Raw genomic sequence first — 22,920 nt, forward strand, 5'->3', positions numbered from 1 at the left:
TGAAGCACGGCATCACGCAACGCACGGCACTGGTCACCGGCGGTACCGGCGGTATCGGTACGGCGATCGTGCGTTACCTTGCCCGGCAGGGCCACCGGGTGGCTACCAATTACCGCGACGAAGCCCGGGCGGCCGCCTGGCGCGAAGACATGATCCGCGACGGCATCGACGTGACGATGGTCCCCGGCGACGTGTCCGACCCCGTGTCCGCGGCAGCGATGATCCGCGCCGTCGAAGACCACGCCGGCCCCGTGGAAATCCTCGTCAATAACGCAGGCATCACGCGCGACACCACGTTTCACAAGATGGATTACCAGCAGTGGACCGAGGTGGTGAACACCAACCTCAACGCCTGCTTCAACGTCACCCGTCCGGTGATCGAGGGCATGCGCTCGCGCCAGTGGGGACGCATCGTCCAGATCAGCTCGATCAACGGGCAGAAGGGCCAGTACGGCCAGGCCAACTACGCTGCCGCCAAGGCAGGCGTGCACGGATTCACGATCTCTCTCGCCCAGGAAAACGCCCGCTTCGGCATCACGGTGAACACGGTCTCGCCGGGTTACGTGGCCACCGACCTGGTCATGGCGGTGCCGGAGGACATCCGCGCCAAGATCGTGTCGCAGATCCCCGTCGGCCGGCTCGGCCGTCCGGAAGAGATCGCCCATGCGGTGGCCTTCCTCACCTCCGAAGACTCCGGCTGGATCACCGGCTCGAACCTCGCCATCAACGGCGGGCACTACATGGGGTGGTGAACGCCCGGGCTCAGGGCGTGTCCAGGCCGATGTCCGCCAGCGACGTCGGCTCGTTCATGGCCACGCCGTTGTGGTGCGCGCGGAACCTCGCCATGGTGCGGTAAGCCAGGCGCCGGGCCCGCATCACCGAGCCCATGGGGCGATGCGCCTGCACGCCGTGCCAGGGGCTGAACGCGAGACCGTCGTCGATGGCGGCCTGGCGCGCGTCGTTCCAGGCGGGCTGCGGCCACACCACGATGCGCCCGACGTCGAGATAAGGGCTCTTCTCCTCTGGCCACGGCACTGACGCGTCCTCGATCGGCATGGTGTCCAGGTCGGTGCAGAACTGCACGCGCAGGTCCCACTCGCCCCCCTGCGTCGCGAAATGCTCGACCATCGCGTCGCGTAGCCCATCGTAGCGACCTTGCAGCGGTAGCGAGGCGTCGGTGAGTTCGGTGAGGTTGGGCGAATGCGGCGCTACCGAGACCTTCACCACGTAGTCGCCGAAGCGCAGCGGGGCCTGGCTGTAATAGGTGTCGCCCAGCGGGTGGGTCTGCGGTTGCCCGCCCAGCGCCAGCAAAGTCGAGCTCTTGCCGCCGAACGCTTCGATCACCCGCTCGGTGCCGCGCAGCACGGCGGACAGCGCCTTCTTCGCCCGCTCCGCGCGATCCGTCGTCGCCGCCACCAGCTTGAGCGAACTGGCGAACTTCTTCGCGTCGGCCGCCTTGAACGCCGGGCCGTTGACCATGACGAAGTCCTGCGTCACCGCGCCCTCGCTGCCAGGAAGACGCTCGCCCTCCACGCCGATGATCTTCACCGCCATGCCGCGCGGCGTGGACACGGCGTCATCGAGGATGTCCCCGGGTACGGTCGAAAGCCGCATCACCACCGGATAGCGGCCCGGCCGGGCGAAGATGCCCTGCGCGAGTTCGCGCGGCAGGTCGTCGGCGATGGTCAGCTCGCCCACGAGCAGGGCATGGCTTTTCGCGTGTACCGAACGGTTGGCGTGGCCTTCATGCTTGAGGGTCGTCTGGTTGATCTCCGTAAGGGTCTGGATCAACTGCTCGGTGGTCTCGGCTTCGTCGGGCGCGATCTCTTCCAGCCGGTCGTCATAGGGGATCGGCGCGGGGTGGAGAGACAGGGGCATGGCACGGCGTCCGTCGGGATGACGGCGCATCGTGCCGCCGCGGATGTGAACGCGCGGTGGCGGGTCGACGCCGCGGAAAGCTACATCAGCTTGTAGCTGAAGGTGAGGTTCCAGCGTTTTTCGCGGGTGCCGGTCTCCGGTGGGCGGTCGCCGGTGGGCTTGGCCAGCGCGACATCGATCGAGTAGTGCTTCGCGTCCGAGACGCGCACGCCGAGGGCGGCCGAGTCGAGCCGATCGATCAACGGGCGTCCACCGTTCACATAGACCCTCGCGCTCTGGTACGCCACGTACGGCACGATCGAACGGATCCACGACCGCCCTGTCGCGAACGCACGATTGACTTCCAGCGACGCGGCCCAACCGCTGTCACCGGCCGCGTCCCCGGGATCGTAGGCATAGGCGTAGCTGGGGCCACCGAAGTTGATCTGCTCCGTCGACGGCAACGTGTCGTCGCTGTATTGACCGGTCACGCGCATCACGGTCCCGACCTTGTAGGGCCACTGCTCCGACCACGAGCCGCTCATCATGTAGCGGGTAAACGAGACATCGGGCAACGACGCGGTCACGCCGCCGGCTACGTTGGTCACCACCCGCGAATAGGCGCCCATGGCGTCGTAACCGTGGGCGACGCCTGCGCTGAACTGGAGGGTGCGATCCGTCGCGACGCGCAGCCAGGCCAGCTCGGCGTTGAGCACGCGCACGCTCGATTGCAGGGCGATCATCGCGCCGGTATCCACGTTGCGATAGCGATCGTCCTGTCGCGACGCGTACACGCCCAGGGTCAGATTAAGTCGTCGGGTGTTGGTGAGTACCAGCGGATAGATCGTGCTGAGCGACACGCGTTGTTGCGACAGTCGGTGATCGAGGTACGAGGGCAACTGGCTGCTGTCGGTATCGGGGTTACCCCAATAACGGCTGGCGTCCACCCTTGCCTGCCAGCCGCGCGAACCGATCGGCTCAAGCCATCCCGCCGAGTAAAACCGCTGTCCGCCACCGTTCGGGAACAACGTGGACAGGCTCAACTGCTCGCCCAGTGGCGTGAATCCGTTTTCCAGTACGTTGAACACGCCCTGCGTACCGGGGTGATTGAAGTCCAGTCCGTAGCTCACGTCATAGCGCTGGCGGGTCACCGTCAGATCCAGGCGCGTCGCCCCGTCGGTGGTGGTCGGCGGCGGCACGTTGGCCCCCACTTTCACACCGGGAAGCTGGCCCAGAAGCTGCGTGTAGCGCTCGAAGGTGTCCTGGCGCAGGGGACGCTCGCCCACCACATGGTTGGCCATGGCACGGATGCGCGATGCCATGTTGCCCGCGTCGCCGCTGATTTTCACTTCCGCGACGTACCCTTCGACCACGGTGATCCGCACGACGCCGTTGGTGAATGTCTGCGCGGGTACGAACGCGAACGACAACGCGTATCCCTGCTGCTTGTACATCGCGGTGACCCGGTTCGCGGCGTCGATCAGCTCGCGCACCGTGACCGGTTTGCCCCGCAGCGGGGCAAAGACGTCGGCGACCGTCGAAAACCGGATCGACCTCACGCCAGTCACGTCGAAGCGTGACGGCGTTAGCGACGTGGCGAGCAACGCCTCCATCGCCTGCGTCGGCGCCTGCACGTTGACCTGGACCGCCGGCGCTTGCGCGGGTGTTTCCGTGCGGGGAAGGTTCTGCAGGGGATTGGCGGGAAGGCGCACCTGGGCGTGCGCGGCGAATACGACGGTCATGCCGGCGAGGCAAGCGATCCATCGAAGCATGCGAGCTCCTGCGAACGGGGCCGGTATCGCGGACGCTGGCGCGTCCTCCAGGCGGCGGGCGATGTCCAGGCATCGCCCGCCGTCGTTTCACTCAACGGCGCTTGCCGCCCAGGGCACCGCCGATGCCGCCGAGGAGCCCACCCACGGGGTCGGTCTGGGTCGCGCCCGAGGTCGAGCCACCGACCGAGCCGGTCAACCCGGAGACCGTGTTGGTCACGCCGCCCACGACGCCACCGACCACGCCGCTGACGGGTGTGGCCGTACCGCCCGACGGCTGCGACACGCTCGACACGGTGCTCGTCACGCCACTGACCAGGCCGCCGAGCACACCACCGGCGCCGCTCGTTCCGCCGGACAAACCGGTCGCGTCGGCGACGTTGTTCACCAGCGTGTTGACGGGGCTGGTGACGCCCGACAACGCACCGTTGGTCGAGGTCACCGAGGTCACCGTGGCCGCCGTCTTGTCGACGATAGTGGAAACGGGCGACGTCACCGGCGAAAGGGACGCGAGTGCACTGGTCGGGCCGGTCAGGTTGCTGACGAGGTTGGAGGCCGATTCCAGGGTCGCGCCCACGCCAGCACCGGTGTTGGCGATGGTGGCGTTGCTGCCGCCAGCCTTGCCCAAACCACTGTTGAGCGTGCCGCTGACCGATGCCAGCGTGCCGCCCGTGTCCTGGAGCGCCTGCCCCGCCAGCGAGGTCACGCTGCCGAGCTGTCCGGGCGCCTGCGCACCGGATACGGTGGTGCCGAGGTTGGTGACGCCCTGCGCCACGCCGCCGGTGAGACCGCCGGCCGCCATGCCGGTCGCCGCGACAAGGTTCCCCGACGCAACCGGCGATGTCGTGCTGCCGATGGACGACGCGACGGGGTTCAGCACGTCGCTTACCGCCTGGGTCAACGTGTCGCCCACGTTCGACGCCATCGCCCCACCCAGCCGGTCGCCCAGTTGATCCACGCCCTCGCCGACACGGGTCACGAGGGTGCCCGTCGCCGAGGTAATGGGCGCGATCGGCGTACCGCCGCCCACCGTGGCGACGCCGCCGCCCAGGTCCTGGACGGCCTCGCCCGTGTAGTTCACGACGTTGCCCACGCTGGCGGTGGTCACGCCAAGCGGGTTCTCGATGTTGCCCGTCTGGCCCAGGCCGCTGGTGAGGCCATCGCCCAGTGCGGTAACGGCGTTACCGAGATCGCCAACCGTGCTGCCCACGGCGTTCGCCAGGCCTCCGGTGCCACCGAGCGCGGTGACGGCGGGAATCTGCACGCCGATGCCGGAGACGGCCGTTCCCGTCGCGGAAATGATGCCACCGAGGCCGGTACTGACCATGCCGATCGCGTTGCTGGCCGTTGCGGGTGTAATGCCACCACCGGTGCCGCCACCGGTGCCGCCACCGTCACCGCCGCCCGTGCTCCCGCCGCCGTTGCCGCCATCGCCGCCGCCCCCCGTGCCACCGCCGGTCCCGGTGCCGGTTCCGGTGCCACCCGCGCCGCCATTCGAGCCGCTTCCGCCGCCCGTCCCACTGCCGGTACCGCCGGTGCCGCCGCTACCGCCCCCATTCGTGGAGCCGTCGCTGCCGCCAGCACCGCCCGGGTTCACGGTGGATCCGCTACCGCCACCCGAACGCGTCGAACCATGGCCGCTGCACGCGGTGACCGACACCATCGCGGCGAGCAGGCAGCTCGCCAGGACAGTACGGGAAAAGGCCTTGCCAAAAGTCGTGTCTTTCATGTCGGTCTCCCAACGCCTCAGCGTTTCGTGCTCCAGATACGGAGCGATTCGCAGACTGCGACCCCCGTCACAGCCTTGAAGTCATCTAAGGCCCAGGGAAAGAGAACAATTACGCAAATTTGGCCGCCATCGCGACGCGCAATGCGCCAATTCGGAAAGACGTCAAAAACGCGGCCATGCGATGTCGACAGCCGCTAATCTGGATCGATACAAAAAACCGGGCCCGTGCCACGGCATCCCTTGTGCGGAGCTCGCCTTGAGGGTGGGCACCGAAGGTTCGGGCCTCACCGTCCGAGCCGGCGGCAAGGCCAGCATCCATGCGACATCCCCCGCACTTGCGCGATGAACCAAAAAAAAAACGCCCCCGAAGGGGCGTCGAAACCATCCGTACACGAGGCTTCAGTGCACGGTAAACAACTTGTCGAAGCCGGCGATGCGCAGCGTGTTGCGCAACTGCGGGCTGGCGTTCACCAGGCGGATCTCGGCCCGGTCGCCACCAGCGTGCTCGCGCAGCAGCATAAGCATGCCGAGCGCGGAACTATCCATTGTGGTGACCTCTTCAAGGTCGAGCACGTAGCTGCGGGCCGGCGGAATGTCGCCCAGGCACACGTCATGGAAGGCGCGGTGGATGGAGAAGTCGAAGCGGTCGCCCAGGTGAAGGGTGAGCGCGCCCTGTTCGGTATCGTGGTGGACGTTGATGGCCATGATGCTTTCCTCAGAACAGGTCGATGTCGCCGGCGGCCATGGACTGCTGCAGCGCGGGACCGCGTGCACGCAGGCGGGCGCGCTCACGCTGCTCGGCCAGGCGGGCTCGGACACGCTGGGCGCGGGCGCCGAGTTCGTTCGTTTCGGCGGGCACGAAGGCCAGCTCTTCGATGTCACGCGTGCAGTCGGCGGTCACGTCCTGCAGTTCGACCAGGCGGCTGCGGGTCTGGTGCAGGAGCTGGCTGAGGATGTCCTCGAACTGCAGCGAACGGATCGTGGTGGAGACGTCGTTGCCGAGGCCGCGGTTGATGGTCGCCGCTTCGTCGGCCGCGGCGCTGGTGCGGGCGTTCGACTCGGTGATGTTCGACATCATTTCGTCGATGTCGCCCTTGGCCTGCAGCGCCACGTTCATGTCTTGCGAGGCCATGTTGCCGACCAGTTCGCGCAGCTGCTCCATGGCGATGCGCGACCGCTCCACGTGCGTGCCGATCTTCTCGTTGAACTGGTTGCTGTGCTGGGCGAGGTTGCGGATCTCGCCTGCGACCACCGCGAATCCGCGACCGGATTCGCCGGCACGGGCGGCTTCGATCGCCGCATTGAGCGCCAGCAGGTTGGTCTCCTCGGCGATCGTGTTCACGTTCTTGAGCAGCGCGAACACGGCGTCCATCTCTTTGGCCATGCCGTCGATGCGATAGACGATGCGCAGGCTGTCGCGCGAGAGGTGCACGATGAGGCCGACGAAATGCTCGAGCAGGCCGGCGGTGCGCGAGGCGAAGTCCTGCACGGAAATCCCCTTGCCGCCGCTCTCGATGATCTCGCTGAGCAGCTTCTGCTGCTTGCCCGTCTTGTGCGACAGGCCGTTGAAGCCGCCGCCCAGTTCCGCCACCGCGTCGCGGAGCAGGTCGAGGGCCTGGTTCAGTTCGCGGCTGGCGTGGCCGAGTTCGTCGACGATGGCGCTGCGCACGTCTTCCATGGCCTCACGCACCGACGCTTCGTCGCTGGAGGGCGAGGGGGTCAGCACCACCTCCACGTCGGGCACCGGCGCGGGTCGCAGGGCGATCGCGATCCAGGTGGCGGCGAGCAGCGCCACGACGACGGGCGCGACCCAGGCCGCGTGGAACACCAGGACCAGGAGCAATGCCACGATGCTGGCGGCAAAGCCGATGCTGCGTTCGTTCTTGGGAATGACCATGATGGAAGTCTCGCTGTTCAGGTGCCGACGCGCGCGGCGACGGATACGGGGGTATGGGCCAGTTCGAGCAGGCGGTTGGCGATCGCGTCGAGCGATCGCATCTCGGCGGCGGCCCCGGCCTTCCATGCGGCGCCGGGCATGCCCCATACGACGGAGCTGGCTTCGTCTTGCACGAGCGTGGGGGCGCCCGCTTCCTTGAGTTCACCCAGCCCGCGCGCGCCGTCGTCGCCCATGCCGGTCAACAAGCAACCGATGGCGGCGGCGCCGACGCTGGCGGCCATGGAACGGAACAGCACGTCCACCGACGGCTTGTGCCGGTTCACCGGCGGGCCGTCGTGCAGGCGACAGACGTGGCGCGCGCCGTCCCACATCACCAGCAGGTGCTGGCTGCCCGGCGCGATATACACATGGCCGGGCTGGATGGGCTGGCCGTCGCGGGCCTCGCATACTTTCATCGCGGAGCAGGTGTCCATGCGCGCCGCGAACGGCCCGCTGAACGCGGCCGGGATATGCTGGGTGATGACGATGGGCGGCGCGGTCGGCGGCATCGCCTCCAGCACCACGCGAATGGCTTCGGTGCCACCGGTGGAGGCACCGATGGCGATGATGCGGGTACCGCCGCGCGAGCCGGGCGTCTGCGCGCGCGGCAGCACGGCATCGGCCGAAAGGCGCGGCGCCACGTCGAGCTTGGCGGGGCTGAGGTCGATCTTCACCACCGCGGAGCGCTCGCGCGGCTTGGCGCCGGCGGCGAGCCGGACCTTCGCGCAGATGTCCGGCGCGTGCTCCATGAACGTGGTGGCCAGGTCTGCCGACGGCTTGGTGAAGAAGTCGACCGCGCCCAACTCGAGTGCGCGCAGCGTCACGTCGGCACCGCGCTCGGTGAGGGTGGACACCATCACCACCGGCATCGGGCGCAGGCGCATGAGGTTTTCGAGGAAGGTCAGGCCGTCCATGCGCGGCATCTCGACGTCGAGCGTAAGCACGTCGGGATTGAGCGCCTTGATCTTCTCACGCGCGATCAGCGGGTCCGGCGCGGTGCCCACCACCTCGATGCCCGGGTCGGACTCGAGCATGGCGGTCAGCACCTTACGGACAAGGGCCGAATCGTCGACGATGAGGACGCGTACTTTCTGCATGGACTCTTGCCGGTGGGTGAGGCTTGGGCATCCGAGGCGGCATGCCGACCGGATCGTGGATCAGGCGATGGAGCGTCAGAACAGCTCCACCTCTCCCTTTATCGGATCGTCGGCCAATCGCTTGAGGTAACGTTTCTCGCGATCGGCCAGGTTGTTGTCGTGGGTGGAGCGCAACTGACGCACGCGCACTCGCCCGCTCACCGGGAAGAACTGCACGTGTCGCGGGTAGATGTCGCCCACATCGGCCGCGCACAGCTTCAGCTTCTCGGTCGCGATATAGCGCTGCACGAAGGCGATGTTGCGCTGGCCGATGTCGGTCATGGTGGCAAGCACGCGACCGCCGCCGAAGATCTTTACTTCCAGGTCGTCGCGCTTGCCGCCGGCCTTGAGGATCGCGTTGATCAGTTGCTCCATCGCGTCGTTGCCGTAGCGCGCGGCACGGCCCACCGTGGAACTCCAGCTGTCACGTTCGCCGGTCGGCTCGGGCAGCATGAAATGGTTCATGCCGCCCAGGCGACGCTTCGTGTCGCGCACGCAGGCCGATACGCAGGAACCCAGCACGGTGGAGATCATTTCCTCCTGCGAGCTGACGTAATACTCGCCCGGCAGGATCTTCACCGTCACCACTTCCTGGGCGGGATCCCAGAAGCGGCGCAGGTGCTCGAACCCCGGCAGCACGTTTTTGGGGTCGAAGCCGACGAAGGTGCGGGGTGGCGCGACCAGGATGTCGCTCATGAGCGTTTCCGGTAGACCGTGCGGCCGATCAGATCGAAGTCGTCGGACAGTCCGTACATGGATTCCGAATGACCGAGGAAGAGATAGCCGCGGCTGTCCAGCATGCCCGCATAACGGGAGAACAGGCGCTGCTTGGTCGGCTTGTCGAAATAGATCACCACGTTGCGACAGAAGATAGCGTCGAAGCGCCCCTGCATCGGCCATTCGTGGAGGAGATTCAGCGGCTGGATGGTCACCAGCTCGCGCAGGCGCGGATGCACGCGGGCGTAGCCGTCGAAGCTGCCCTCGCCACGCTGGAACCACCGTTTGCGGCGTTCTTCGCTGACACCACCCAGGCGATCCACGGCGTACACGCCCTTGCGCGCGGCCTCGAGCGCCTGCGGCGAAAGGTCGGTGGCGAGGATCTTCGCGTCGACGTTCGCCTTGGCGCGTTCCAGCGCTTCGGCCAGCACCATCGCGATAGCGTAGGGTTCTTCGCCGGTGGAGCAGCCCGCCGACCAGATACGCAGCCGTCCCCCCTGCTTTTCCGCGAGCCAACGCGGCAGCAGCTCGTCGACGAGCATGTCGTAGTGGTGCATCTCGCGGAAGAACGAGGTGACGTTAGTGCTGATGCAGCTGGCCAATTCGCCCAGTTCGGACTCCGGATCGCGGCGCAGCAGGTCGCAATAGGCCGCGAACCCCGGCAGGCTCAGCGCGCGCAGGCGGCGCAACAGGCGCCCCTGCACGAGCTGCCGTTTGTGTTCGCCCAGCGAGATGCCGCAATGCTGCAGCACGAACTCGCGCAGGAAGGTGAATTCGGCCTCACCGAGGTTCGGGCCCTGGCCGCCCGCCGCGGCGGCATCGCCGGTGTCGACGAGCGCATTCATCGATCAGAACTCCTTCCACACGGCCGTATCGGCCGATTCGGTGGGACGCGAGGCACGCGGAGCCGGCGTCGGGGCGGTGTCGCGCACCGAGGCGAACACGGTTTCCATCTCGACCTGCGTGGCGTCCTTGCGCGGCGGACGCGCGGCGGCCGCTTCGCCGGTGACGTGGAAGAACGACACCTGGCGGCTGAGCTCCGTGGCCTGCTCGTGCATGGCGCGGGCGGCGGCGGCGGACTGTTCGACCAGCGCAGCGTTCTGCTGGGTCATTTCGTCCATCTGCAGCACCGCATGGTTGACCTGGTCGATGCCGGCGGACTGCTCGGAGCTGGCCGCGGCGATCTCGGCGACGATGTCCGTCACCTTCTTCACGCTGTCGACGATCTCGGCCAGGGCCTTGCCCGACTGGTCGACCAGCGAGGAGCCGGCCTTGACCTTGTTGGCGCTGTCGTTGATGAGGCCCTTGATCTCCTTGGCGGCGTTCGCCGAACGCTGGGCAAGGTTGCGCACCTCGGTGGCGACGACGGCGAAACCGCGGCCCTGTTCACCGGCACGGGCGGCTTCCACCGCGGCGTTGAGGGCGAGCAGGTTGGTCTGGAACGCGATCTCGTCGATCAGGCTGACGATGTCGGAGATCTTCTTCGAGGAGGCGTTGATCTCGCGCATGGCGACGACCGTCTGGGCCACCACCTCGCCGCCCTTCTCCGCCTGCTCGCGGGCACCGCGGGCAAGCTGGTTGGCGTGGCTGGCGTTCTCGGCGTTCTGCTTCACGGTGGAGGTCATTTCCTCCATCGACGAGGCGGTTTCTTCCAGGCTCGAGGCCTGTTCCTGGGTGCGCTGCGAGAGGTCGTCGTTGCCGCGCGAGATCTGCTGCGCGGCGGTGCTGACCGAGCTGGAGCCGTGGCGCACTTCGGTGACGATGTCGGCCAGACGCTCGTCCATCGCCTTGAACGCGGCCTGGAGTTGGCCGAGTTCGTCGTTGCGGGTGACCTTGATGTCATGGCCGAGCTTGCCGCCGGCGATCTCGTGGGCGACGTTCACCGTCTGCGCCAGCGTGTTGATGATCGAACGCACCACCATGATCGCGATGATGAGGCAGATCGCGAGGCCGATCGCCAGCGAGGCGATCGCCACGGCGCGGATGACTTTGTACTGCGAGGATTCCTTGGCGAAGATCGCCTCGGCTTCCTTGCGCTTGGCCTCGATGAGGTTGGTCAGCTGCGACTGGCGGTCCATCAGCAACGGCCGCACCTGCAGTTCGAGCACGTCGTTGGCGCCCTGGTCGCCTTCCTTGAGCGCGTCGAGCATGTCCTTCTTGGCATCGTTGTAATCGGCGTTGGTCGCTTCCCACTTGGCGTACAGCTTCTTGATGTCGTCGGACATCGGCACCTTGTGGAATTCGGCCTTGGCCGCGTCGAGGTCGGCCTGGTACTTATCGAATTCGGCGATCTTCTGCTTGACCTGGTCGGGATTGCCGACCTTGGCCGCGGCTTCGCCCAGGACGATGAACGAGAGCAGCGACTGGGTATTGACCCGGCTCAGCATTTCGGAGGGAACCATCTCCTCCTCGTAGATCTGGCGCATGCCTTCGTTCTGGAAGTACATCGCGCCCAGTCCCAGCGCCGCGCCGCCGAACAGCATCAGCGTGAGCAAGCCGAGAACGCCGTAGAGGCGGCCCCGGACGGACAAGGCAGGAATCTTAAGGCTGAACTTCTTCATCACGGTTCCAATCGTCAAAGTGCGGCTAGGGCGATCCGGGCTCGATGTGTCCGGCGGGGCCCCTTCCCCGCCGATAGCCCATGCTCAGGCGACAGCTTTCGTTTCCTGGGCCGCCAGGGCGGCGTCCAGCATCTGCGCGTCCTGCGGTTGCAGAAGACGATCCACGTCCAGGAGCAGCACCATGCGCTCACCGACCGAGGTCAGTCCCTTGAGGTATTCGGTATCCACGGTGGTGCCCATGTCGGGCACCGGGCGCACGCCGTCGGGTGCGACTTCCACCACGTCGGAGACGGCGTCCACCACCACGCCGAACTGACGGCCGGCCACCATCACGATGACGCATACGGTGGTGGCGGTGTATTCCTCGCGGGCCAGGCCAAAGCGCAGGCGCAGGTCCAGCACCGGCACGATGGCGCCGCGCAGGTTGAGCACGCCCAGCACGTAGGGCGGCGCCTGGGGGATGCGGGTGACCGCCGTCCAACCGCGAATTTCGCGGACGGCGAGGATGTCGACGCCGTATTCCTCGTTGCCGAGGTTCACGGAGAGGTACTGGGCGGCCTCGGCGGTCGCGGCGTTGCTGGCTGGCTGGTTCATGTCGTTTCCACGGCGGGTCGGATCGGGCGGTGGCTCCCTTGAAAAGGGTATCGGCCATGTCCGTGGAGACTTGAGGGGCGTCTTGCCGGAAACGAGCGGCATGCGCCGGACACGACATCGCCGGTGCGACCGGCGATCCCCTGGTCAGGGAAGGCCGAACGCACCGGCGATGGGGACGAACTCAGGCGGCCTTGCGGCGAGCCTGGAGGCGGACCAGTCCGGCGATGTCGGTGATCAGCGCGACCGAGCCATCGGCGAGGATGGTGGCGCCGGAGATACCCACCACCCGGCGATAGTTGGCTTCCAGCGACTTGACCACGGCCTGCTGCTGGCCGATCAGCTCGTCGGCGAACAGGCCGATGCGCGTGCCCTCCCCTTCGACGACGATGACGATGCCGTCCTGGATCGCACGGCGCTCGCCTTCGCAACCGAAGACGTCGAAGAGGCGGACGATGGGCAGCCATTCGTCGCGGAAGCGAAACAGCTCGCCGCCGCCGACCACGCTGCGCACGGCATCGGCCTTGACCTGCACCGATTCGACGATGGAGACCAGCGGCACGATGTAGGTTTCGCTGCCCACGGCGGCCGTGAGGCCGTCGATGATGGCCAGCGTGAGCGGCAGCGTGATGGTAAAGGTGGTGCCCTTGCCGTAGACGCTGCGGATGCTCACCGTGCCGCCCAGGTCCATCACGTTGCGGCGGACCACGTCCATGCCCACGCCGCGGCCGGAAAGGTCGGTGGTGGCGGCCGCGGTGGAGAACCCGGCCTCGAAGATGAGCTCGGCCACGGCGTCGTCGGACATACCCTCGCCCGAGGCGATGATGCCGCGCTGGATCGCCTTGGCCACGATCGCGTCGCGGTTCAGGCCCGCGCCGTCGTCGCCCACCTCCACCACGATGGAGCCGCCGCGGTGGAAGGCCTCCATGCGCAGGGTGCCCGTGTCGGACTTGCCCGCCGCCGTGCGCTTGGCCGGCCCTTCCAGCCCGTGGTCGATGGCGTTGCGCACGAGGTGGACCAGCGGATCGCCGATCTTCTCGAGCACGGTCTTGTCCAGTTCGGTGGTCTCGCCACGCAGGTCGAGCACCACCTTCTTGTCGAGCTTCTGCGCCAGATCGCGCACCAGGCGGGGGAAGCGGTTGAACACCGTGCTGATCGGCAGCATGCGGATGCTCATCACGCTTTCCTGCAGTTCGCGCGTATGGCGGCCCAGCTGGGCCAGCCCATGCCGGAACATCTCCAGTTGGGAGGCGTCCACGCCGTCGTCGAACTGGGTAAGCATGGCCTGGGTGATGACGAGTTCACCGACCAGGTTGATCAGCATGTCGATCTTTTCGATGCCAACGCGAACCGAACTGGCCTCGCTGCTGGTGGCCACCTCACGCACGGCGCGCGGCGCGGCCGATGCCGCGACGGGAGCGACCGGTGCGGGCGCAGCCGTCGGCGCGGCTGCGACGCGGGGGGTGACGGCGAGGTCGCAGTCGCCGTCCACCCAGTCGAACACGCCCTCGACCGCGGCACGCTTGGCGCCCGCGTCGAGACGAAGGGTATACGCCAGGTACGACGCCGTCGGATCCATGTCCGCCAGCGCGGGCAGCTTCGACGCATCCACCATGGTGGTGAGCGGGCCGAGCGCCTCGAGTTCGCGGAACATGCGCGCCGGATCGTTACCGGTCTTGAGCAGGTAATCGAACGGGCGGAACGCGATATCCCAGCCCTCGACCGCCTCGGCGGGCGCCGCGGCCTTCGCCGCCACCGGCGCAGCCGTGCCACCACTGACCATGGCCGACAGCTCGGCCAGCAGGGCCTGGCTCTCGGCCGTGGCGCCCGGCTGGCCCGCCATCTGCAGGGACAGCATGTCGCGAATGATGTCGCCCGAACGCAGCAGCAGCTCCACCACGGCCTTTTCCATCGGGCGACGGCCGCTGCGGACCTCGTCCATCAGGTTTTCGGCCACGTGGGTGAACGCCGCGACGTCGTTGAAGCCGAACGTGGCCGCACCGCCCTTGATCGAATGGGCGGCACGGAACACGACGTTGATCAGCTCAGGGTCTTCCGCCCCTTCGTCCAACGCGAGGAGCGCCTGCTCCATGGCGTCGAGGCCGTCGAGGCTCTCTTCGTGGAACGCCTTGTGGAATTGCGCCAGATCGACTTTGGACATGGGGAGAAACCTGGGTGACCGGAACGAACGGAGGGAAGTGGATCAGCCGAGCACGCGGGCCACGGTGGCCAGCAACTGGTCGGGGTCGAACGGCTTGACGAGCCAACCGGTGGCACCGGCCGCCTTGCCTTCCATTTTCTTTTCCGGATTCGACTCGGTGGTGAGCATGAGGATGGGCACGCCGCTGTAACCGGCCATCGTGCGCATCTCGCGGACCATCGAGATGCCGTCCATCACCGGCATGTTCACGTCGGCCAGCACCAGGTCGAACTTGTGCACGCCCGCCTGGTCGAGCGCCGCGCGGCCGTTGTCGGCCTCTTCGACGTCGTGACCGGCGCCACGCAGGGTGAAAGCGACCATGCTGCGCATGGAAGCCGAATCGTCTACCGCGAGAATCTTAGCCATCGGTGCACCTTCAGTTCGTGCCGGCGCGCGCCGGCAATTCAATCAGTTCGTTAAGGCCCAGCACGGCGACACCGCGATGGAGGGAGTCGCTCGCGCCGCTCCAGCTTACCGTCAGACCGGCCGCGCGTGCGTCGCGCGAGAACGCGGCCAGCACTTGCAGCCCGGCGGCGTCGATCTGGTTGACGGCCGAGCCGTCCAGCGCCACCGGCTTGCCTGCGGACAGCGCGGACAGCAGGGCGTCGCGCAGCGCCGGCGCCGCGCCGATCCGCAGATCGGCGTCCAGCGCCAGGGCACCCGTGTTTTTGGAGGATTTGCCGGCCATCGTCCTTACCCGTTTGCCTCCGGGCCCACTGCCCGGGGAGGCGTTCGGAGGACTTATCGGCCCTGGCCGAAAAAGCTTTAGGCCTTCGGCGGCAGGATCAGCATGGCGTCACCGTAGGAAAAGAAGCGATAACGCTGCAGCACGGCGTAGCGATAGGCGTCGAGAATGGCGTCCTTCCCGGCCAGCGCCGAGACCAGCATCAGCAGGGTCGACTGCGGCAGGTGGAAGTTGGTGATCAGGGCGTCGATGCTGGTGATGCGATAGCCGGGAAAGATGAAGATCTGCGTCTCGCCGGCGAAGGGACGCATCACGCCCTCCACCGTGGCGCTCTCCAGCGCGCGCACCACCGTGGTGCCTACCGCGACCACCCGGCCGCCGGCCTCACGGGTGGCGCGGATCTTCTCCACCAGCGCCGCCCCGACATTGAGCCATTCACGATGCATCACGTGGTCGCGCACGTCGTCCGCGCGCATCGGCTGGAAGGTGCCCGCGCCCACGTGCAGGGTGACGTAGCCAAAATCGACGCCCTTGTCGCGCAACGCCGCCAGCAGCTCGTCATCGAAGTGCAGGCCCGCCGTGGGGGCGGCGACGGCACCGGGCTCCCGGGCGAACACCGTCTGGTAGCGTTCCAGGTCGTCGGCCCCCGCCTGGCGTTCGATGTAGGGCGGCAGCGGCATCTCGCCCAAACGGGAAAGCACGCGCTCGAGCGGTTCGTCGCCCTCGAAACGCAGCTTGAAAAACTCGCCGTCGCGGCCGAGCACGGTGATCAGGCTGCCGTCGGCCAGCAGGATGCGACCGCCCTCCTTCGGCTTCTTGCTCACCCCGAGCTGGGCCCGGGCCTCGTGCGCGCCGGTGACCCGCTCGATCAGAATCTCTACCGCGCCACCCGACTCCTTATGGCCATGGAGGCGGGCCGGCAGCACCCGGGTGTCGTTGAACACCAGCAGGTCACCGGGGTTGAGCAGGCCGGTCAGTTCGTGGAACCGTCGATTGGTCTTGGTCCGGGCCGCCGCGTCGAGGACCAGCAGCCGGCTTCCGGAGCGGCGCGCGAGCGGCGCCTGGGCGATGAGCTCGGGGGGCAGGTCGAAGTCGAAGTCGGATTTTTTCACGGAGAGCAGGGCCGGTGTCGCGGGGAAGCGGCGATTATCGCCCAATCGACCCGGCCCTTGCCGTCGCGCGGCGTCACCCTCCGCGGCGGCGTCGACGCCACGCCCAGCCCAGGCTGCCCAGCACGAGCAGGGCCAGGCCCAGCTCCGCCGGCCACCAGCGCTTGACGAAGTGCTTCACCGCCCGCACCCGCTCCGCCCGCTGGAGCGCGCGTGCCCGATCGAAGTCGGGCGCTTCGCAGGTGGCACCGAAATCCCAGGCCCACAGCACGTACGGCCCCTGCTTCACGTAACGCGCGTAATAGGCCTTGATCCGGCGCTGCCGCTCGTTGAGCGGTTTGCCGACCTCACCGTCCTCCGCTTCGTCATGATCCGGCGGGCCCTCGCGCATCCAGGACGCGGCCGTGCACAAGGTGGCCGCGAAGGCCTGCGAGCGCGGCGGCAGCAGGTCGGCGGCGGACGCGGCCTTGTCGGCGGCGATGTAGCGGTAATGCAGGCGGATGTCCGGCTGCGCGGCGCTGGCGTTGAAGCGCTGGCGCTCGCCTTCGGTGACGAGGTCGCCTTGCAGGCTCTGGGCGGTCTGGCCGCTGCCGAACTGATACGCGCCATCGACATCGGCGAAATCCGGCCCCTGCTCGTAGCCGAGCAAGGCCATGCCCTGCTCCCGGGCGATCGTCGCCGCGGCGTAGCGTGCCTCGGCCTTGCCGATCGCCGTCCAGGCGTGATCGCCGTCGTGCAGCGCCTCGGCGTAACGGCGTGCGGTGGCGCGAAGGTCGACCTCGGCGTAGCGCTTGTCGACGCCTTCGGGGAAATACCCATAGGCATCATCGAACCGGCCCATGCGCATGAGCCGGCGGGCGAGCAGCCAGCGCAGACGATCGTCGAAGCCAGGCAGGCCCGGGCTACTCACGTCCTTGGACGTGGCCGGGGGTGACGTCGGCGGCACGTGCGCATCGACGAACGCCTTCAGTTCATCGACGGTCAGCACGCGCTCGGCGATGTAGCGCGCGTCGTTGCCGTAACCGATGCCACTGAGGTCGTCGTCGTACACGTTGCCATCACCGCCCACCGCGAGCGCGGCGTCGCGCATGTGACTCAGCGCTTCCACGTATTCGCCGCGGGCCAGCGCCAGCACGCCCCGCTCGCCGGTGATCCGGTCGATGCTGTCCGGTTCGAGCGAGGCTTTCGGATCGTCCGCGCGCGGAAACGCCTTCGCCGCTTCGGCATAGTCGCGCGCGGCGGCTTCACGATCGCCCTTGCGCAGGGCCAGTTTGGCGCGCACCCAGGCGGCCATCGGGGAATCGACCTTCGCGGCCAGTTGCGCCGCCTGGTCGTAGCGGCCGAGCTGGTAGGCCAGCGAAGCGAGCCGATCGGCACCGGCCACCTTGTCAGGGCCGGCGGCGACGATCGCGTCGACCAATGTGCCGAGCAGCGGATTGGGCTTGCCGTCGCCCGTCTGCGGTTCCACCCGTGCCAGCGCATAGGCCACCAGGAGCCGCTGTGACACCGGCCCGTCGATCAGCGCCGCGGTCTGGGTCGGATCGGCGAGCACGGCGCCGGCCACCGCGGCCAGCGAGCGTACGGCGTTGTCCGAGTCGTGGCCCGCCTGCGCGGCGTAGAGGGCGATGGCGTGCTTGAGGTCCGTGGGCGCCAGGGCGTCGCCGCAATCACGGCCGCTGACGAAGTCGACCCAGACGCACGGCTTGCCGTGCACATACAGCGCCTGCCGCGCCTCTTCGCCGAAGCTCGCCACCGCGAGCCCCTGCGCGTCCGAGGCGCCGGCGAGCACGAGCGCGCGCACCTGGCGGAACGCCTTGACGGCCGCGTCGCGCTCGCTGTCGAAGGCTGGGCTGCCCGCGGCCTTCACCGCGCGCGCCGCGTGCACTTCACCCAGCATGTAGGCGGCCCAGGCGCCGCGACGCACGGCATCGGCCGCGGGCAATGCCAGCACGGCCTCGAAGCGCGACTGCGCGCGCGCGAGCGACGCGTCGTCGAAGGTGGTGCAGGAGGGCTTGCTCAGCGAGCCGCCATACGGACTTTCCGGGGCTTGCGGACACGCGGCCATCGCCGCGTGCCATGCCACCGCGCCCGCGACATACAGGCGCACGTCTTCCGGCAGGTCGCCGCCGTTGGCGTAGGCCTCGTCGCCGCGGGTCGAGCCCATCAGCGCCTTGACGCGCGCGCCCTGCGCGGCCGGGAGGTCGTCCCCGGGCTTGCCTTCCACGGCCTTCAGACCGTCGGTGGCCGGCAGCAGGTGCTTCGCTTCGAAGGCAAAGGTGTTCTGCGGTACGGCCGCGAGCGTCGCCGCGCGGTCGTCGAGCATCTGGGTGGGAAAGTCGGGCCCGCAGGCCCAGGCCACGGCACCGGCGAACGTAACGGCCAGCGCGACGGCCAGGGTGGACGATTTCGTCATGAAACGGGAGATCCTTGCTGGGGTGGCGGTGAGTCGGGCCGGCAGCGCGCCCATCCGATCGCACGACGCCCGCGGGCCGGGATGGGCCGCGCCAGCGTGGCGACGAGTTCGAGGGCCTGCGCGGTACGGCGCAGAGTGTAGCCGTCGATGCCGTCGGCGAGATGGCAGGTGGCGGGCAGCCTCACCACCGGTGGCGGCGCGATGTCGCTGTCGCCGGGATTGTCGACGATCACGTCGGACGGCGCGTCGCCACCCCGCCCCGCTTGCAGCACGATGCGCGGCGTCGCCACCGCAAGCCGCCCGGTGACGACACCACGCCAGGTCGCCAGACTCCATGCCCGCGTGTCCTGCGGGGTGGGAAGACGAAACCACACAAGCCCGACGAGCCCGGCCGGACGATGGCGGTTGAGGCCGGCGACGAAATCGCGCACCGTGGACGGCGCGGCGTACAGCTCAGCGGCCTCGGCGCCCGCGGCCAGGGCGGCCGCCTCGCTTTCCACCGAAAGCAACGAGCCATCGGCATTCCAGCTGACCCGCGAACCGTAGGTGGGCAAGGCCACGCGAAACGGCTTGTGCGTGTGGCGGGCGAACGCGTCGATCCACGCCGTGGCGACGGCCGGATCGAACAGGCCCGCCTGCGGCGCCTGGACGGCGTGGACCTGGAGCACGGCGTCGTCGGGTACCTCGAGAAGGTCGTCGAGCGCGGTGGACCCGTTCCAAGTGGGCAACGCGGTGATCGACAGCGGCACGCCGGGGAGCCGCGACTTCAGGTCGCGCAGGAACGCGGTGTACGCCGGCAGCCGCGCGGTGGGACAGTCGTAATCGATCTCCAGGCCAGCCGCCCCCGGCCAGTCTTGCACCACGGACACGATGCGCGCGGTCAACGCTGTCGGATCGAACCGGGCAAGGCGACCATCGATCCGCACGACGAGGACGACCGGGCGACGGCTGCGTGCGAGCGTGTCGCGATCGGGCGCGAACCCGTGGAAGCGTCCGTCGCGATCGGCCTGGGCCACGAGCACGTGCCAGGCCCGCACGAGGTCGGACGAGGCGTCGACGGCGTCACGCAGGCCCGGCGTCCATTGCCGCTGCCAGACGTAGGCATCGTGGGTGAGCGGCGCGTTCGGCGCGCCGCACGCGCCCACCAGCGTGACCATCGCGGCCAGGAGGAGCAGGCGATTGAAGACGGCCACGCCGTGGATCCCTTCGTTACGTCGCGCGAAGCGCGCGGCGCTCATTGTAGCGGGATGCGTCGACCGAGATCGTCCTTTCGATCAAAGCCAGCCTTTCTGCCGGGCCAGACGGTAGGCCTCGATGCGATTGGCGGCACCGAGCTTGCCGATCGCTTCGGAAAGGTAGTTGCGCACCGTGCCGTGCGATAGGTTGAGCTGCGTGCCGATCTCGCTGGCCGCGTGCCCTTCGCCGGCCAGACGCAACACCTGCCGTTCGCGATCGTTGAGCGGATCGGCATCCGACCATGCCTCGAGCGCCAGTTGCGGATCGATGGCGCGGCCACCGCGATGCACGAGACGCAACGCGTCGGCGAGGCCTTCGGCCGGCGCATCCTTGAGCAGGTAGCCGCTCACGCCGGCGTCGAGCGCACGGCGCAGGAACCCGGGGCGGGCGAAAGTGGTCACGATCACCACCTTGATCGGCAGTTCGTGGCGATGCACGCGCTGGGCGATTTCCAGGCCCGTCAACCCGGGCATCTCGATATCGGTGACCAGCACGTCGGGCTTGAGCCGTTGCAGCTCGCGCCACGCGCTCTCGCCGTCGGGCGCGGAACCGAGCACCTCGATGTCCGGCTCGAGATTGAGCAACGCCGAAAGCGCCCCGCGCACCATGGCCTGGTCTTCGGCCAGCAGCACGCGGATCATGCGACGGACTCCGTCAGGGCCGGCGACAGCGTGAGCGCGATCGTCAGCGTGGTGCCCTGCTTCGCCGGCGAATCGATGGCGAGCGAGCCGCCCACCTGGCGAACGCGTTCGCGCATGCCCGACACGCCGTTGCCGTGGGCGGCGAGTCCGCCGCGCCCGTTGTCGCTGATCCGCATCGAGAATTCCTTACCTGTCCGGATGATGTCCACTCGCGCGGCGCTGGCCTGCGAATGGCGATGGATATTGGTGATCGCCTCACGCAACACGAGCGCGAGCGAGGCCTGCACCGATTCGGGCAACCGCAGCGCGTCGGGCATGGACGTGTCCAGGGCGATACCCGAGGCTTCGAGCATCACCCGGGCCGCTACCAGCTCACTGGCCAGGTCGCCCGCCCTGAGACCGGTGACGGCGCTGCGCACCTCCCCCAGCGTATGCCGTGCGACCCGCTCGACCTCCTCCATTTCGCGTTGGGCGCGAGCGGGATCGGCCGTGGCCAGGCGCCGGGCGAGTTCCGATTTCAACGTGATCAACGAAAGCGTGTGGCCCAGCAGGTCGTGCAGGTCGCGACCAATGCGCTCGCGTTCGGCGAGCGTCGCCAGGCGCCGCACCTCGACCTGTGAAAGGCGCAACTCGAGATCCCTGCGCGCCGAGCGCACGTAGAGAAAGTTGCTCATGCCACCCGCCAGGCCGGTCAGAGCCACGACCGCGGCGTGCCACGCCGGAATACCGAATGCCACCGACCACGCGAGGGTCAGTATGGCGGCGGCCGCGGTCGCTCCCAGCCAGAGCCCGGGGCGGGCGGCGAACGCCAGCAGGGCCAGGCCGATGGCGACGAGGCCGAGCGCCACGCCGTTGACCGGCCAGAGCGCGAAACCGGTGGCCACGATGGCGAGCGCGTGGAACGGCAGGCGCTTCATCGACCCGAGGAAGGCCTGCGCGTAACACACCAGGTAGATCACGATGGACAGCACGGTGGGCAGGAACCACCGCCAGTGGAAGCCGTTGACCGCCCATGGCGCCTGGATGAGCGCAAACAGCCACAGTACCTGGAGGGCCGCCTGCCAACGCAGGTAGGCCGGCGAATGCAGGCTGCCGAGCAGCGAATCCTTGCGTGGCACCGGGAGAGCCATCACGACGCCAGCTGCCTTGCGTCGACCGAAAGCGGCGGGCGACGGTCACGTTCGTCGGCGAGCAAGGGCACGGCAACGCGCAGTCGCGTGCCCTTGCCGCGCTCGGAATCGATCTGCAGGGTACCGCCGAGCGCCTTCACGCGTTCGCGCATGCCGGCCAGCCCGTTGCCCTCGGTCCCGACGCCACCTCGCCCGTTGTCGGAGATGCACAGGGTGAGCGTGCCTTTTTCCACGGCGACCCTTGCCTCGGCGTGCGTCGCCTGCGCATGGCGATGGATGTTGGTGACCGCCTCGCGAAGCACCAGGGCCAGTCCCGCCTCCACGCGTTCGGGCAGGGCCGGCACGTCGCTGACATAGTCGAAGGTGACCAGCGACGCGTTGAGCATGAGACGGGCCGAGGCCAGTTCGGCGGCGATGCCCGTGGCACGGATGCCGGTGACCGCCGAGCGCACTTCGGCCAGCGCGTGGCGGGCGATGCGCTCGGTTTCCTCGATTTCGTGGCGTGCCGCCGCGGGATCGCGATCGATCAGCCGGCGCGACAGTTCCAGTTTCAGCGTGATCAGCGACAGGGTATGGCCCAGCAGGTCGTGCAGGTCGCGACCGATGCGTTCGCGCTCGGCCGTGGCCGCCAGGCGCCGCACCTCGTCCTGGGAGAGTTTAAGCGCCGCGTTGTGCTTCGCGTTGGCGCGGTAGAAAAGGTTCAGCGTGCCCACGGACACCGAGATGAGCGCCAGAAACGCCATGGCCTGCCAGGGCCAGCCGGCCGCCAGCCGGGCCGTCGCGCAGAACGCCGCCAGCACCAGGGCCATGCGCAGGTAGGCGATGCGCAACGAGGCGTTCAGGCCGACGAAACTCGCCGCGTAGACGATGAAACAGGCGCCGCCGCCGTGTCCCGCGTAAAGGCAATCCAGGCCCAGCAGCGCGATGGCCACGCCGAACCAGGGCGCCTGCCGGATGGGCCGGAACAGCACGCACGCGTAAAGGAACAGGAAGGTCGGGAACGCCAGCAGGGTAATCGCCAGCCACCGCGGCGGCAGCGGATCGCCGTCCATGAGGTCGATGAAGAAATAGATCGTCCAGATCAGATGGAACAGGTTGGCGACGCGCTGCCGGGGGGTCTCGCCGAACCGTATCCACAGCGAATCCGGCGTCGGTTGGAACCACGAGCGGGCCATGGGCGTATCCGATGAGAGACGTGGACGCATGCTAC

At 68.2% G+C, this 22,920-nt stretch carries 20 protein-coding genes; 1 reads left to right on the top strand and 19 read right to left on the bottom strand.

Annotation, left to right across the window (positions count from 1 at the left end):
- The first annotated feature begins 11 nt into the window (after positions 1-11).
- Positions 12-752, top strand: coding sequence for an acetoacetyl-CoA reductase (phbB, locus tag PI246_RS07040; RefSeq protein WP_320551205.1), 741 nt, complete (start codon positions 12-14; stop codon positions 750-752).
- 10 nt (positions 753-762) lie between these two features.
- Here the strand turns inward: phbB and PI246_RS07045 are convergent, their stop codons facing one another.
- The 19 genes from PI246_RS07045 to PI246_RS07135 form a co-directional block, all read right to left on the bottom strand.
- Positions 763-1,878 (bottom strand): catalase family protein, encoded by a 1,116-nt coding sequence (locus PI246_RS07045; protein ID WP_320550581.1) that lies wholly within the window; start codon positions 1,876-1,878, stop codon positions 763-765.
- Between the two features lie 80 nt (positions 1,879-1,958).
- A complete protein-coding gene (locus PI246_RS07050) occupies positions 1,959-3,629 on the bottom strand; it encodes a ShlB/FhaC/HecB family hemolysin secretion/activation protein (protein WP_320550582.1) in 1,671 nt (556 codons plus the stop codon).
- Positions 3,630-3,720: 91 nt separating this feature from the next.
- The gene (locus PI246_RS07055) at positions 3,721-5,355 is read right to left on the bottom strand and encodes a collagen-like triple helix repeat-containing protein (protein WP_320550583.1); all 1,635 of its coding nucleotides are present in this window, start codon (positions 5,353-5,355) and stop codon (positions 3,721-3,723) included.
- A 399-nt stretch (positions 5,356-5,754) separates the two neighbouring features.
- Positions 5,755-6,060, bottom strand: coding sequence for an STAS domain-containing protein (locus PI246_RS07060; protein ID WP_320550584.1), 306 nt, complete (start codon positions 6,058-6,060; stop codon positions 5,755-5,757).
- A gap of 10 nt (positions 6,061-6,070) precedes the next feature.
- Positions 6,071-7,252, bottom strand: coding sequence for a methyl-accepting chemotaxis protein (locus PI246_RS07065; protein WP_320550585.1), 1,182 nt, complete (start codon positions 7,250-7,252; stop codon positions 6,071-6,073).
- A 17-nt stretch (positions 7,253-7,269) separates the two neighbouring features.
- Positions 7,270-8,388, bottom strand: coding sequence for a protein-glutamate methylesterase/protein-glutamine glutaminase (locus tag PI246_RS07070; RefSeq protein ID WP_320550586.1), 1,119 nt, complete (start codon positions 8,386-8,388; stop codon positions 7,270-7,272).
- Positions 8,389-8,463: 75 nt separating this feature from the next.
- Positions 8,464-9,123, bottom strand: coding sequence for a chemoreceptor glutamine deamidase CheD (gene cheD, locus PI246_RS07075; RefSeq protein WP_320550587.1), 660 nt, complete (start codon positions 9,121-9,123; stop codon positions 8,464-8,466).
- A complete protein-coding gene (locus tag PI246_RS07080; protein WP_320550588.1) occupies positions 9,120-9,989 on the bottom strand; it encodes a CheR family methyltransferase in 870 nt (289 codons plus the stop codon). The genes cheD and PI246_RS07080 overlap by 4 nt, the downstream gene beginning before the upstream one ends.
- Positions 9,990-9,992: 3 nt before the next feature.
- Positions 9,993-11,705: a methyl-accepting chemotaxis protein gene (locus PI246_RS07085; protein WP_320550589.1), complete on the bottom strand. Its 1,713-nt coding sequence runs from the start codon at positions 11,703-11,705 to the stop codon at positions 9,993-9,995.
- 84 nt (positions 11,706-11,789) lie between these two features.
- Positions 11,790-12,299, bottom strand: coding sequence for a chemotaxis protein CheW (locus tag PI246_RS07090; protein ID WP_320550590.1), 510 nt, complete (start codon positions 12,297-12,299; stop codon positions 11,790-11,792).
- A 181-nt stretch (positions 12,300-12,480) separates the two neighbouring features.
- Entirely contained in the window at positions 12,481-14,457 is a 1,977-nt protein-coding gene (locus PI246_RS07095) for a chemotaxis protein CheA (protein ID WP_320550591.1), read from the bottom strand.
- Positions 14,458-14,499: 42 nt separating this feature from the next.
- Positions 14,500-14,862, bottom strand: coding sequence for a response regulator (locus PI246_RS07100; RefSeq protein ID WP_320550592.1), 363 nt, complete (start codon positions 14,860-14,862; stop codon positions 14,500-14,502).
- 10 nt (positions 14,863-14,872) lie between these two features.
- On the bottom strand, positions 14,873-15,184 hold the full coding sequence (locus PI246_RS07105) for an STAS domain-containing protein (RefSeq protein ID WP_320550593.1): 312 nt from the start codon (positions 15,182-15,184) through the stop codon (positions 14,873-14,875).
- Between the two features lie 77 nt (positions 15,185-15,261).
- A complete protein-coding gene (gene queA / locus PI246_RS07110; protein WP_320550594.1) occupies positions 15,262-16,293 on the bottom strand; it encodes a tRNA preQ1(34) S-adenosylmethionine ribosyltransferase-isomerase QueA in 1,032 nt (343 codons plus the stop codon).
- Positions 16,294-16,366: 73 nt separating this feature from the next.
- On the bottom strand, positions 16,367-18,703 hold the full coding sequence (locus PI246_RS07115) for a hypothetical protein (RefSeq protein WP_320550595.1): 2,337 nt from the start codon (positions 18,701-18,703) through the stop codon (positions 16,367-16,369).
- Positions 18,700-19,896 carry a DUF3142 domain-containing protein gene (locus PI246_RS07120; protein WP_320550596.1) on the bottom strand — a complete coding sequence of 399 codons (1,197 nt, stop codon included), beginning with the start codon at positions 19,894-19,896 and terminating at the stop codon, positions 18,700-18,702. Before PI246_RS07120 ends, PI246_RS07115 begins: the two co-directional genes overlap by 4 nt.
- An 81-nt stretch (positions 19,897-19,977) precedes the next feature.
- Positions 19,978-20,580, bottom strand: a complete 603-nt coding sequence (locus PI246_RS07125; protein ID WP_320550597.1) for a response regulator transcription factor — start codon at positions 20,578-20,580, stop codon at positions 19,978-19,980.
- On the bottom strand, positions 20,577-21,710 hold the full coding sequence (locus PI246_RS07130) for a sensor histidine kinase (RefSeq protein ID WP_320551206.1): 1,134 nt from the start codon (positions 21,708-21,710) through the stop codon (positions 20,577-20,579). Before PI246_RS07130 ends, PI246_RS07125 begins: the two co-directional genes overlap by 4 nt.
- Complete coding sequence (locus PI246_RS07135; protein WP_320550598.1) at positions 21,710-22,915, bottom strand: sensor histidine kinase; 1,206 nt, start codon at positions 22,913-22,915, stop codon at positions 21,710-21,712. The genes PI246_RS07130 and PI246_RS07135 overlap by 1 nt, the downstream gene beginning before the upstream one ends.
- Between the last annotated feature and the right edge of the window lie 5 nt (positions 22,916-22,920).

Origin of the sequence: Luteibacter sahnii (assembly GCF_034063545.1) — a bacterium.
Classification (GTDB): Bacteria; Pseudomonadota; Gammaproteobacteria; order Xanthomonadales; family Rhodanobacteraceae; genus Luteibacter; species Luteibacter sahnii.